Raw genomic sequence first — 12848 nt, 5'->3', positions numbered from 1 at the left:
TGAGTCTGACCTGAGGGAACGGATATGATAAAATAACTCTACATGAGAAGTGGAACATTGTAACTTATACAGAGAGAGGAGCTTTCTCCATGAGTAAGCTTATTTTAATTGACGGAAACAGTATTGCCTACCGGGCTTTTTTTTGCACTGCCCCTTTTAAATAATGAAAAAGGGGTATACACCAACGCGGTTTACGGGTTTACTACGATGCTGCTGAAAGTAATTGAAGAAGAAAAGCCGTCTCATATGCTTGTAGCATTTGACGCAGGCAAGACAACCTTTCGTCATAAGACTTATGAAAAATACAAATCAGGGCGCCAAAAGACTCCACCGGAGCTTTCTGAGCAGCTTCCTCTTATTAGGGAGGTACTGGATGCGTTCAACATATCAAGGTTTGAAATTGAGAACTATGAAGCTGACGACATTATCGGTACTCTGTCGAAGGAAGCAGAAGCACAAAATTGGGAAGTGAAAGTTTATTCAGGAGATAAAGATCTGCTTCAGCTCGTTAGTGAAAAGACGAAGGTCGCTTTAACCAGAAAAGGGATTACCAACGTAGAAACGTATGACATGAATGCCATAGAAGAGAAATATGGCTTCCATCCCGAGCAGATTATCGATATGAAGGGTCTTATGGGGGATAGTTCTGATAACATCCCTGGTGTTCCCGGGATAGGAGAAAAGACAGCCATTAAATTACTTAAACAATTCGGCACGATTGAAAAAGTACTTGACTCGATCAACGAAATTTCTGGAAAAAAATGAAGGAGCGCCTTGAGGAAAATAAAGACCAGGCAATGATGAGCAAAGAGCTGGCTACCATTGATCGTGACTCACCTGTTGATGTGGACCTTTCCACAGTCACATTTGGTGAGTATGATTCAAAGGAGATCACAAGGATCTTTAAAGAACTTGAATTTTCAAGTCTCCTTGAAAGGTTTGATGACGGAGAAACGGAAGTTCAAGAAGATTTAAAGGATGTTACCTACAGAAGCGTGGAGGAAGTAACAAAGGACATCCTGGTTTCTCCTTCAGCGTTAGTTGTTGAAGTTCCTCAGGAAAACTATCACCAGGCTGATATATGGGGGATAGCCCTGGTAAATGAAAAAGGACGGTATTACATTCCTGCCAAGGCTGCCATGGAATCTGAAGTTTTCAGAGAGTGGGCAGCTGATGAGACCGCAGAGAAACTAATGTTTGATACGAAACGAGCAGTCGTAGCCCTTGGCTGGAAAGGTATTGTTCTTGCCGGTGTGAATTTTGACATGTTAATTGCTTCCTATTTAATTGATCCTTCAACTTCCTCACATGAGCTTGCGGATATCGCTTCTAGATACAAGAAAAAAATTGTCGACCAGGATGATGCTGTTTACGGAAAAGGGGCAAAGCGGGCAGAACCAGAAGAAAATATTCTGGCAGAGCACCTAGTCCGTAAGGGTGAAACGATATTTACCTTAAAAGAAGAACTTGAGAAAGATCTGAAAGAAAACGAGCAGCATGAGCTTTTTTCAAATCTTGAATTACCTTTGTCGCTCATTCTTGGGAACATGGAAACGACAGGTGTACAAGTTGATGCAGAGCAGCTTGAAAAAATGGGGGCGGAATTAGATAAAACATTAAAAGAGCTTGAAAAAGAAATACATGCTCTGGCGGGAACCGAGTTTAATATTAATTCACCGAAACAGCTCGGACCTATCCTTTTTGAAAAATTGAATCTTCCTCCTATCAAGAAAACAAAAACGGGGTATTCTACGTCAGCTGATGTTTTAGAGAAGCTTCAAGACAGTCATGAGATTATCCCTAAGCTTCTTCATTACCGTCAGGTTTCTAAATTGAAATCAACGTATGTAGATGGGTTGTTAAAGGTTATTCATCCTGAGACAAACAAAATTCATACGACCTTTAATCAGGCAATTACCCAAACCGGACGATTAAGCTCAACAGAACCCAACCTGCAAAATATACCAATTCGTTTAGAAGAAGGCAGAAAGATTCGCAGAGCTTTTGTCTCATCGGAAGACAATTGGGTTATACTTGCAGCTGACTATTCACAGATTGAACTGAGAGTTTTAGCTCATATGGCAGGGGATAAAGGGTTACTGGAAGCTTTTCAAAACAACATGGATGTGCATACAAAGACAGCGATGGATGTTTTTCACGTGGAAGAAGACGGGGTTACTAATGACATGAGGAGAAGTGCCAAAGCGGTTAATTTTGGAATCGTCTATGGTATCAGTGATTATGGTTTATCTCAAAGCCTTGGTATAACTCGTAAAGAGGCTCAGGAATTCATAGATCGTTATTTAGAAAGCTATCCCAAAGTGAAGGAATACATGGAAAACAGTAAAGAAGAAGCAAGAGAAAAGGGTTTCGTCACAACTCTTATGCACCGCCGCCGCTATCTCCCTGATATTACAAGCCGCAATTTCAACCGCCGAAGCTTTGCCGAGCGGACGGCTATGAATACACCAATACAAGGAACGGCTGCTGACATTATTAAGAAAGCAATGGTGGACGTAAGTGAGCGAATGGAGCAGGAAAAGGTGAAAAGCCGCCTGCTTTTACAGGTGCACGATGAACTGATTTTTGAAGTGCCGCCTGAAGAACTTGAGGTCATGAAAGAGCTTGTTGCAGAAGAAATGGAACAAACTATTTCACTTGATGTGCCATTAAAGGCAGACGTTTCATACGGAGATACCTGGTATGATGCAAAATAAGGAGAGAGATACATGCCTGAACTTCCTGAGGTAGAAACAGTAAAAGAAACGCTCACCCAGCTTATCAAAGGAAAAGAAATCAAAGAGGTTACAATAACCTGGCCAAAAATTATAAAAAGACCCGATGATCAGGAAGCTTTTCGGACTCTTATTCATGGGCAAACAATTCATGAAATTACAAGACGAGGTAAGTTCTTAAAATTTCATCTGGACGACCTCGTTCTTGTTTCCCACCTTCGAATGGAAGGCCGCTACGAAATGTCTGATGGACAAGAAGCAGATAAACATACACATGTGCGCTTTTTATTTACCGATGGAACTGAGCTCAGATACAGGGATGTACGTAAATTCGGAACCATGCATCTTTTCGAAAAAGGGACGGAAGAGACCGCTCTTCCCCTTGCGCAGCTCGGTCCTGAACCTCTAACGCCGGACTTTACGCCTGAGGTATTGAAAAGAGCATTTGAAAAAACGACTCGAAATGTTAAAGCGGTCCTTCTTGATCAAAAAGCAGTAGCCGGACTTGGGAATATTTATGTGGATGAAGCCTTATTTAAAGCCGGAATCAGACCTAATGCCAAAGCAAGCACCTTACATCATGAGGAGTTAGTAAGACTTCATCAAACCATTGTGGAAACACTTCAGGAAGCTGTAGATAAGGGCGGAAGCTCCGTTCGCTCATATGTAAACAGCAAAGGTGACATGGGCATGTTTCAGCTTCATCTTTATGTATATGGGAGGCAAGGGGAAGAGTGCAGAAACTGTATGACTCCAATCGAAAAGCTGGTTGTAGCTGGCAGAGGCACTCATTTTTGCCTGGATGCCAGCCAGAAAAATAAATGTTGAAAATAGGAAGGGACTTTTGTCTGCCGATGAACATCGGATAGGCTCCTGCCATATACTTATCGTAAAGTATGCGATGGAGAGAGGAGCTTATCTGTATGGCAGAAGTCCTTTCATTGTTGGTGCTTGCCTTCGCCGTAAGTTTAGACAGCTTTGGAGTAGGGTTAACCTATGGGTTGAGAAAAATGAAGCTTCCATTAAAAGCTCTCATTTTTATCGCCGGATGTTCAGCAGTATCAGTGCTTATAGCCTCAGGATTTGGCAGTATCATTCAGCGCTATGTATCATCAGGCTTTGCTGAATCTGTCGGAGGCATAATATTGATCATGATTGGCCTCTGGGCAATTTATCAAGTACTTAAACCATCAGAAGGGAAAGAAGAGCAACAGAAGACAGGAAAAGACAAAGATGGGTTTTTCATAAATTTTGAAATTAAGTGGCTGGGACTTGTCATCAGCATACTTAAAAAGCCTACAGCTGCAGATGTGGATGGATCAGGGACTATCAGCCTCCGTGAAGCATTTTTATTAGGAATCGCTTTATCACTGGATGCGTTTGGAGCAGGGATTGGAGCCTCTTTAATTGGAATCAGCCCTATTTTTCTTGCTGGTACTGTAGCTTTTATGTGTGCCTTTTTTGTAACACTTGGTATGAAAGGCGGTTACAGGCTGTCCGGAGTAAACTGGGTGAAAAGCATGTCTTTTCTTCCCGGAGTGCTGTTGATTGTGCTTGGTGTATTAAACTTGTAACAGGACTTTCTTTCCATTGCGGCTAGAGAGTCTCCTTTACATAAATTGTACTAACCGTTCACAAAGAAAGGGGGGAGTTCATGTGATTATAGGATTAACAGGCGGAATTGCAAGCGGTAAAAGCTTTGTTGCTGGTTTGATGGAAGAATGGGGACTTCCGGTTGTCGATGCTGATAAAATAGCACGGGAAGTAGCCGAGCCGGGAGAGCAGGCTTATGAACAAATTATAGAAGCCTTTGGCTCTAATATTTTAAACATTGACGGAACTATCAATCGCAAATCCCTTGGTAAATTAATTTTTGAAGATGATAAACGCCGGGAGATTTTAAATCAAATTATGCATCCGGCCATCCGTTCTAAAATGATTGAAGAGAAAGAGAAACTCCAGGATAAAGGACATGAGCATATTGTATTTGACCTTCCGCTTCTAATTGAAAACCAGCTTCAATTCATGGTGGATAAAGTGCTCCTTGTATATGTGGAAGATGATATTCAGCTTGCACGTTTAATGGAGAGAGATCAATCAAGTGAAGAAGATGCGCTTAATCGAATACGGTCGCAAATGCCTTTAATTAAAAAAAGAGAATTTGCCGATAAAGTGATTGATAATGGCGGTTCAAGAGAAGATACTAAAAAACAGTTGAAGAATGTATTATGGAATTGGAAACTCCCTATAGCTGACTAGAAAAAAGCTTTAAATTCTAAGGTTATCCCTTGGTTTTTAAAGCTTTTTTGTTTCTCGTACAACCTATAGAAAGAAAAGACTAAAAGAGGAGTTTCTTTACATATCTCGCTTCAGAAAAAATTGTCATCTTTATTGTACCGTTTTCATAAAAACTATAGTACGATGAAACCTCTTTGTGTTATACTAATTTTAACAAAAGGTTATTTAGTATATCACAAATAACAGAGGAGGCTTCCTTTATGACGGTTAAGGTAGCAGTAAATGGGTTTGGAAGAATTGGAAGAATGGTTTTTAGAAAAGCAATCCTTGATGACAAATTAGATATGGTGGCCATTAACGCAAGTTATCCTGCGGAAACATTAGCCCACCTTTTAAAATATGATACGATTCACGGCGTTTTTAATGCGGAGGTTATTGCGAAAGACGATAAATTGTTTATAAACGGAAAAGAAATTGTACTTCTTCAAAAGCGTGATCCAAAAGAGCTTCCTTGGAAGGAGCTTGGTGTGGATATCGTTATTGAAGCAACCGGGAAGTTCAAGTCAAAAGAAACAGCTGGGCTTCATATTGAAGCAGGAGCAAAAAAAGTCATTATTACAGCCCCTGGAAAAAATGAAGATGTAACGATCGTAATGGGTGTAAACGAAGAAGACTATAACCCTGAAAAACATGATGTTGTGTCCAATGCGTCCTGCACTACTAACTGCCTGGCACCTGTCGTAAAAGTACTGGAAAAACAATTTGGAATTGAAACAGGAATGATGACTACCGTACATTCTTATACAAATGACCAAAAGAACATTGATAATCCTCACAAGGATTTAAGAAGAGCAAGAGCCTGCGGCCAGTCAATCATCCTACTTCTACAGGAGCTGCTAAAGCACTTTCTAAAGTCCTTCCTGAACTTGAAGGGAAAATGAATGGCATGGCTTTAAGAGTTCCGACTCCTAACGTCTCTCTTGTTGACTTAGTTGTCGACTTGAAAAAGAATGTAACAGTCGAAGAGGTAAACAAGGCATTTGAAATAGCTGCAAATGGTGAATTGAAAGGAATACTCGCTTTCAACAATGATCCTCTTGTTTCTGTTGATTATAATGGAAATGAAAACTCCTCCATTATCGATGGCCTGTCTACGATGGTAATGAATGACAAACAAGTAAAGGTGCTTGCATGGTATGACAATGAGTGGGGATATTCCTGCCGGGTTGTTGATCTAGTGAACCATGTAGCGAACGGAATTAATAAAACATCACCGGTTGGGGCATAAATATACAAAGAGCATCAGGAAGCCTGGTGCTCTTTTGCTGATTTTCTGCATAATCATCCATTATAAGAAAATGAAGTAAAACGTAAGAATAAGGAGAAATTTAAAGATAATATAAAAATATCATTACGTTATTGCAAAAATTGAGTAAAGGAAGTATACTAAATTTCGTGAACTTCGACTAAGCTGTATAAGGAACTGTTGTTACTGAAAGGGTTAGGGCCTCTGAGAACTAACTTTCCCCCGTAGTAACGATTTCCTCCATGCTTGAGTATGCATGAAGTATTTTTAAATGAGGGGGATGCCGCTTATGGATACAATGGGAAGACATGTCATTGCGGAACTTTGGGGTTGCAGTATTGAGAAATTAAACGACTTAAATTATATTGAACAGGTCTTTGTAGATGCAGCTTTACGGGCAGGTGCAGAAGTAAGAGAAGTGGCTTTTCATAAATTTGCTCCACACGGTGTGAGCGGGGTAGTGATTATTTCTGAATCCCATCTTACAATCCACAGCTTTCCAGAACATGGGTATGCAAGCATTGATGTATACACATGTGGAGATCGCATCGATCCAAATGTGGCTTCTAATTATATTTCTGAAGCGCTCGGTGCAGAGACGCAGGAAGTAGTAGAAGTCCCAAGAGGAATGGGACCTGTACAAGTAAAGAAGCCAATCGCAAAAGTATTATAAATTAAAAGGGGTGCCTTCGTGGCACTCCTTTTTTCATATTTTTTCCTTACATATGAAAAAGTTGTCTAACTACAATAGAAAATGGTTGTGTTTGCTTCCTTTCCAAACCTCTTGCATGAATGATATGATAGTATGAAGAGAAATGGAGAAGAAGGTCACCTGGGTAGCATCCAGGGTCAAACTGGAGATGATGTTATGCTTTGTCCAGCATGCCATTCAAACGCAACCAGAGTATTGGACTCAAGCCAAGCAATGAAGGCCGTTCAATTCGCCGCCGAAGAGAATGTGAATCCTGCCACTACCGTTTTACGACTTTTGAAGTGGTTGAAGAACTTCCTTTGATCGTAGTCAAAAAAGGCGGGGAAAGAGAAGAGTTCAGCAGGGAAAAGATTCTTCGGGGGCTGATAAGAGCCTGTGAGAAGCGTCCGGTTGCGCTTGAAACATTGGAAGCAATAGTAAATAACGTAGAGAAACAATTACGAGGAGACGGAAAATCAGAAGTGATGAGTGAAGAAATTGGAGAGCTGGTAATGGAAAGACTGGCTTCAGTGGACGATGTCGCTTATGTAAGGTTTGCTTCTGTGTACCGTCAATTTAAAGATATTAATGTATTTATTAATGAACTTAAGGAATTAATTAACAAGGATGAAAAAAAAGAGTAAGACGACGGAGCTTAGGGCGCACCGCTTTAGCTCCTTTTTTTGTATGTCATATTTTTTCATAGATGCAATAATAAATTGATAATAACAAGCTTTCAGTGAAAGGAATAAATAAGGGGGAGGAACATGAGCTGGCATTGGAAAGAGCTACTTCCTATCGACCGCTATTGTGTCCGAACAGATGAAAAGCCATGCGAAGGAGACCAAAAAGTATTAAGTCTTTTATATCAGCCTTTAATCGGTTCCATGGCAGTAAGTCTGTACATGACACTTGCGAGCAAACTGGAGAAAGATTCCTACTGGAGCGATGAGTCAAACCATCAAGAGCTGATGCTGGTAATGGGAGCCCCGTTAAACCAGATATTTGAGGAAAGGCGAAAACTGGAAGGGATAGGTTTGCTTCGAACATATAAGCAAGCTGAAGAAGGTTCATCGCTGTTTATCTATGAGCTGCAGGCTCCAATGTCTCCCAAGCAATTTTTTCAAAATGACGTGCTTAGTGTTTTCCTTTACAATAGATTAGGAAAAGAGAAGTACCGAAAGACGAGAGACCGTTTTATGTTAGATACGATAGATGAATCCTCGTGCACAGAAATCACGTCTTCTTTTAACGAAGTATTTGCATCCTTGCATCATTCAGAAATGGTAATGCAAAATCAGGAAGCGCAAGAAATGATCATGGCAGAAGAAAAGGGAAAAGGTTTTGCTCAGCGCCCGTCAGGAAAGGATCCATTTCTGGATCAAAGCAGCTTTGACTTTGAGCTTCTTAAAGCAGACTTGCCGGCATTTATCAAGACAGAAGACATACTCAGTGAAGAAGCCAAAGATGCGATTGCCCGTCTGGCTTTTGTATATCGGCTTGGTCCCTTAGAGATGAGCAAACTGATTCAACAGTCTCTTGTTGGCGGGGAAACGTTGGAAATTAGTGAACTAAGGAAGAAGGTTCAGGACTGGTATCGTTTTGAGTATGGTCCTGAGCCGCCTGCTTTAGCATATCGAACCCATCCTGCCAAACATCGAATAATGGAAGAAAAAGAGCCTGTAACAGAGGAAGAAAAGATGATTCACTTTTATGAATCGACTTCTCCGGTGATGCTCCTTGAAAGCATATCAGACGGGGCAAAGGTGCCCCTTGCTGATATTAAAATTGTAGAATCATTAATCCTGGAGTATCGCCTGCAGCCTGGTGTGGTAAATGTCCTTATTGATTATGTAATGAAAACAAACAATATGAAGCTTAACAAAACCTTAATCCAAAAGATAGCAGGTCACTGGTCGCGTAAGCAATTAAACACGGTGAAAGAGGCCATGAACCTGGCTAAGGAAGAAAACAAATCGAAAAAAGCGTTAGCTGAAAAAGCAAACTCAAAGCAAGGTGCTGCCTCGGGAAACAGTCGTCCTTATCGTCCGCAAGTTCGTAAAGACAAACTGCCTAAATGGTTGACGGAGGAGCAAGAATCCAAGGAAAAGGTTTCGACAGATTCTGGTCGAAAAGAAATGGAAATCGAAAAGCAGCGTTTTGAAGAGATGATGAGAAAAAGGCATGAGAACCGTAAGAATAGAGGTGAATCATAATGAATTCCATCCGGTCAGCTCTTGAAAATATGATGAAGGATCAAAAATGGGAAAACCGGTATGATCGTCTTAAGCAGGGTGTTTACCAATATTCCCGAGTCCAGGAGTTCTTACGAAAGAATGAGGAGATCCCGGAAAAAGAGCTTGAGAACAATATCGGAAAATTATATGAGTTTAAAAAAGAGTGGGAAAACTGTGATGCATGTCCTGGTCTTGACCATTGCCCAAACCTTCTAACTGGGTACCAGCCGGCGCTTTTTACAGAGAGAGGGAAGCTGGAAATCAGATATAACTCTTGCCAGCTGAAGCAGCGGGAGGATGAACGTAAACGACTGCAAAAATTGATCAAAAGCCTGTATGTACCAAGAGACATTTTAGATGCTACCTTTGAACAAGTAGAACAGGATCATGACACCAGATTGACTGCTAGTAATGCAGCCCTGGCCTTTGCATTAAATGCGCAGCCTGGAGAAAACGGCAGAGGGTTATATTTATACGGGAAGTTTGGAGTAGGCAAAACCTACTTAATGGGAGCAGTAATGAATGAACTGGCTCAGCGGCATATTGCAAGCATGATTGTGTATGTGCCCGATTTCTTCAGGGAGATGAAGCAATCAGTTTCTGATGGGACAGTTCAGGAAAAGCTCGATGAAGTGAAAAGAGCTCCTGTTCTAATATTGGATGACATTGGCGCGGAAACCATGTCCGGCTGGGTGAGGGATGATATTTTAGGTGTGATATTACATTATCGAATGATGGAAAAGCTTCCAACCTTATTCACATCTAATTATGATTACGAAGAACTTGAAGAGCATTTAGCCTATTCCCAAAAGGGCGGAATTGAACAGTTAAAGGCAAAGAGAATCATGGAAAGAATTAAACCGTTAACCACTCCAGTTTTATTGAAGGAAAGAATCGAAGAGAATATAGCTGACATCCCACATTAATTTGAGCTTTCCAGAGGAAAATGGGAAAGAGCTGTTAAGATTTTTTCTTAACAGCTCTTTTACGTTGGTAGCGACGGGAAGACTAGCTGAAAACAGCCGTTGTCTGGATAATGTTTTTATTTTCGAGACAGATTTGCTGTTTTCACCAGGGGAGCGGCAAGCATAGATGCTACCTTTGCTGAATTTAACTTACTGTTTATTGCTTTTTCAAATAAACGAGTGCCGGCAATTTTTGTTAGACGGTCGTATCCTTTGTTATCCAATTGTTCCCAGGCTCTTCTAAGAACTAAGGAACGATAGTAACTTTTTCGCAAAGGCTTTGTTAATTCCTCGTATTTCCCTTCGCCAATAATATCCTGGGCAGCATAGATCCCTGTCAGAATAGAAGAAAATTGTCCAAAACCGAGAAATGGCATAACGCTTCCAAAGCAATTTCCAGTAAGGAAGGTGTTTCCTATTCTGGGGTATTGGCATATCCCAAGCTTGTAATGATTCACCTCAAATCTGTCCTTCATCACTAGATCCTGTTTCAGATCCTTGGCTGCTTTATCGTGAAACCGTGATAGTAAAGCATGTGAATCATATGTGGTTGTTGATTTATATTCAGGGTACAAGTGCCATGTGGGCTTCACCCTGGAAAATGGGATAATATAAGCGTAGGAAAGCGGTGAAATGTTGTTATCCAGCCATACCATAGGAGTACCAGGATCAAAGTTTCCCGATATCATTCCACCAGTAAGGGTGACATTTATGTCATTTTGAAACTCTGAGATATCCATAGCATAATCAGCATCCCCTGTAGCTAAAATGACATGGGTATAACCCTGTACTAGGTCTTTGTAGGAGCAGGTGGAGTGAAAATGTACAGGGGTTTTTACTTGTTCTTCCAGCTGCTTTTCTAAGGAGTAAGAAGTCCTTCCTCTTTTAATGCTGTGGCCAAAATGCCCGTGGATTTCAGCTTGCTTCTCCGGAGAAGTAATAATAATTTTTTTAATATGTGATTCGGGTTTTATGTAAATATTATGACTTTCCGCTAAGTAAGTAATGCAATCGTTAACAGGAGTTAATAAATTTAAAAAGATTTCGCCGTTTACAAAACGATCTCCTGCCTCTCCTCTTTTTTCATAAATATCAAAAGGAATTCCATTTCTTTCGAGAATAATAGCACTGGTTAGTCCTGAGACTCCCGCCCCCATAATTGCGACTTTCATTAATGGCCTCCTAGTACTCTTGCTCTTTATTGCCCTCCTTAGGCTTAACGATTTTCATTTTTCTTATTCTCTATTATTTTCGTAAAGGTGAATAACTACTTATGATATAGGAAGCAAATGTATTTTTGGTGTAGAACGAATTTGGCTTATATATCAAGGGCTTACAGGTTAGTCTTCTCCTATTTTTTTTATAGGCAGAAAAAATGTTTATACGATGTGTCTTGTTTTCTCTGTTAGGTAATCTTCACGTTTTTGTGATACGATTAACGTAATGTTCACATAACCATTACTACTAATGATCAGATTTCCATAGAAGGCTCCATACCCAGCCTTTTCCTTGCCGGGCTGGAGATACAATCAATGTAAGCAGTTGGGGGAATGAAAGATGAGTATAGATGCAATTTTAGAAAAAGCTGTAAACGGAGAGCGTTTGACTCAAGAAGATGCGGTTCGTTTATATGAGAGTGATGAAATTGAAAAATGGGAGCAGCAGCTAATGAATTGACGAAAAAGTGGCATCCCGAACCTATCACAACGTTTGTGATTGGGAGGAATGTCAATTACACCAATTTCTGTGATACGTACTGCCGTTTTTGCGCTTTTTATAGAGCACCCGGTTCCTCTGAAGGATACGTATTAAGCGATGAAGAAATTTTCCAAAAAATCCAGGAAACCCAGGACGTTAATGGAACTGAAATTTTAATGCAAGGCGGCACAAACCCGGACCTTCCATTTAGTTATTACACTGACCTTCTTCGTAATATTAAGAAACGTTTCCCAGGAATAACTATGCATTCTTTTTCTCCTGCGGAGATTTTTAAAATGGTTGAAGTTTCTGGTCTGACTCTTGAAGAGGTCTTAAGAGATCTTCATGAAGCAGGCCTGGATTCAGTCCCTGGCGGAGGCGCAGAGATTCTTACCGAAGAAACTCGCAAAAAGGTCAGCAGACTGAAGTGTACCCACGATCAGTGGCTTGAATGCATGAAAACCGTAAAGAAAGTTGGTATGCATGGGACAGCGACAATGGTAATAGGATTAGGGGAATCTAATGAAGAAAGAGCTCTTCATTTGCAAAGAATCCGTGATGCACAGGACGAAGCCGATTGTTTCCTGGCGTTCATTTCCTGGACATTCCAGCCAGATAATACAAATATGAAGGGTGAGAAAATCACTCCTGAAGGTTATTTAAAGAATGTAGCTATCTCTCGCCTGTTCCTTGATAATATTGCTAATTTCCAGTCCTCTTGGGTTACAATGGGGCCAGAAGTCGGAAAGAGATCTCTTGAATTCGGCTGTAATGATTTTGGAAGTACAATGATGGAGGAAAACGTTGTTTCAGCAGCTGGAACAACTCACAAAGTAAATACTAATGAAATCCTTCAGCTTATTAGAGAAGCAGGGAAAATCCCGGCTCAGCGTGATACAAAGTATAATACTCTTAAAGTCTTTGAAGGAGACCAGTCTGCTGAGAAAGATTTCATTATGCAAAACTAACGAAAAGAGG

General features: G+C 40.6%; 7 protein-coding genes and 4 pseudogenes. 10 read left to right on the top strand and 1 reads right to left on the bottom strand.

Annotated features, from left to right (window positions below; genetic code table 11):
- The first annotated feature begins 89 nt into the window (after window positions 1-89).
- The 9 genes and pseudogenes from polA (at window position 90) to dnaI (ending at window position 10133) form a co-directional block, all read left to right on the top strand.
- Window positions 90-2717, top strand: a pseudogene (polA, locus tag JCM19033_RS02210) (DNA polymerase I).
- A gap of 12 nt (window positions 2718-2729) precedes the next feature.
- Entirely contained in the window at window positions 2730-3563 is an 834-nt protein-coding gene (mutM, locus tag JCM19033_RS02205) for a DNA-formamidopyrimidine glycosylase (RefSeq protein WP_054635109.1), read from the top strand.
- A 95-nt stretch (window positions 3564-3658) separates the two neighbouring features.
- Window positions 3659-4309, top strand: coding sequence for a sporulation membrane protein YtaF (gene ytaF / locus JCM19033_RS02200; RefSeq protein WP_054635108.1), 651 nt, complete (start codon window positions 3659-3661; stop codon window positions 4307-4309).
- An 82-nt stretch (window positions 4310-4391) separates the two neighbouring features.
- Complete coding sequence (coaE, locus tag JCM19033_RS02195) at window positions 4392-4994, top strand: dephospho-CoA kinase (protein WP_054635107.1); 603 nt, start codon at window positions 4392-4394, stop codon at window positions 4992-4994.
- 239 nt (window positions 4995-5233) lie between these two features.
- A pseudogene (locus JCM19033_RS02190) lies at window positions 5234-6261 on the top strand (glyceraldehyde-3-phosphate dehydrogenase).
- A gap of 307 nt (window positions 6262-6568) precedes the next feature.
- Window positions 6569-6952: an adenosylmethionine decarboxylase gene (gene speD, locus JCM19033_RS02185; RefSeq protein ID WP_198508968.1), complete on the top strand. Its 384-nt coding sequence runs from the start codon at window positions 6569-6571 to the stop codon at window positions 6950-6952.
- Window positions 6953-7147: 195 nt separating this feature from the next.
- Window positions 7148-7614: pseudogene (gene nrdR / locus JCM19033_RS02180) on the top strand (transcriptional regulator NrdR).
- A gap of 123 nt (window positions 7615-7737) precedes the next feature.
- Entirely contained in the window at window positions 7738-9186 is a 1449-nt protein-coding gene (locus tag JCM19033_RS02175) for a replication initiation and membrane attachment family protein (protein WP_054635105.1), read from the top strand.
- Window positions 9186-10133: a primosomal protein DnaI gene (gene dnaI / locus JCM19033_RS02170; protein WP_054635104.1), complete on the top strand. Its 948-nt coding sequence runs from the start codon at window positions 9186-9188 to the stop codon at window positions 10131-10133. Before JCM19033_RS02175 ends, dnaI begins: the two co-directional genes overlap by 1 nt.
- A gap of 116 nt (window positions 10134-10249) precedes the next feature.
- Here the strand turns inward: dnaI and JCM19033_RS02165 are convergent, their stop codons facing one another.
- Window positions 10250-11344, bottom strand: coding sequence for a hypothetical protein (locus tag JCM19033_RS02165; RefSeq protein ID WP_054635103.1), 1095 nt, complete (start codon window positions 11342-11344; stop codon window positions 10250-10252).
- A 385-nt stretch (window positions 11345-11729) separates the two neighbouring features.
- On the opposite strand from JCM19033_RS02165, the pseudogene mqnC reads away from it, so the two are divergent.
- Window positions 11730-12838 (top strand): annotated as a pseudogene (gene mqnC, locus JCM19033_RS02160) (cyclic dehypoxanthinyl futalosine synthase).
- Window positions 12839-12848 lie beyond the last annotated feature (10 nt).

It is taken from the genome of Thalassobacillus sp. C254 (assembly GCF_001310615.1).
Note: the sequence above shows the minus strand (reverse complement) of the source record. Positions and strands in the feature narration are given on the sequence as shown.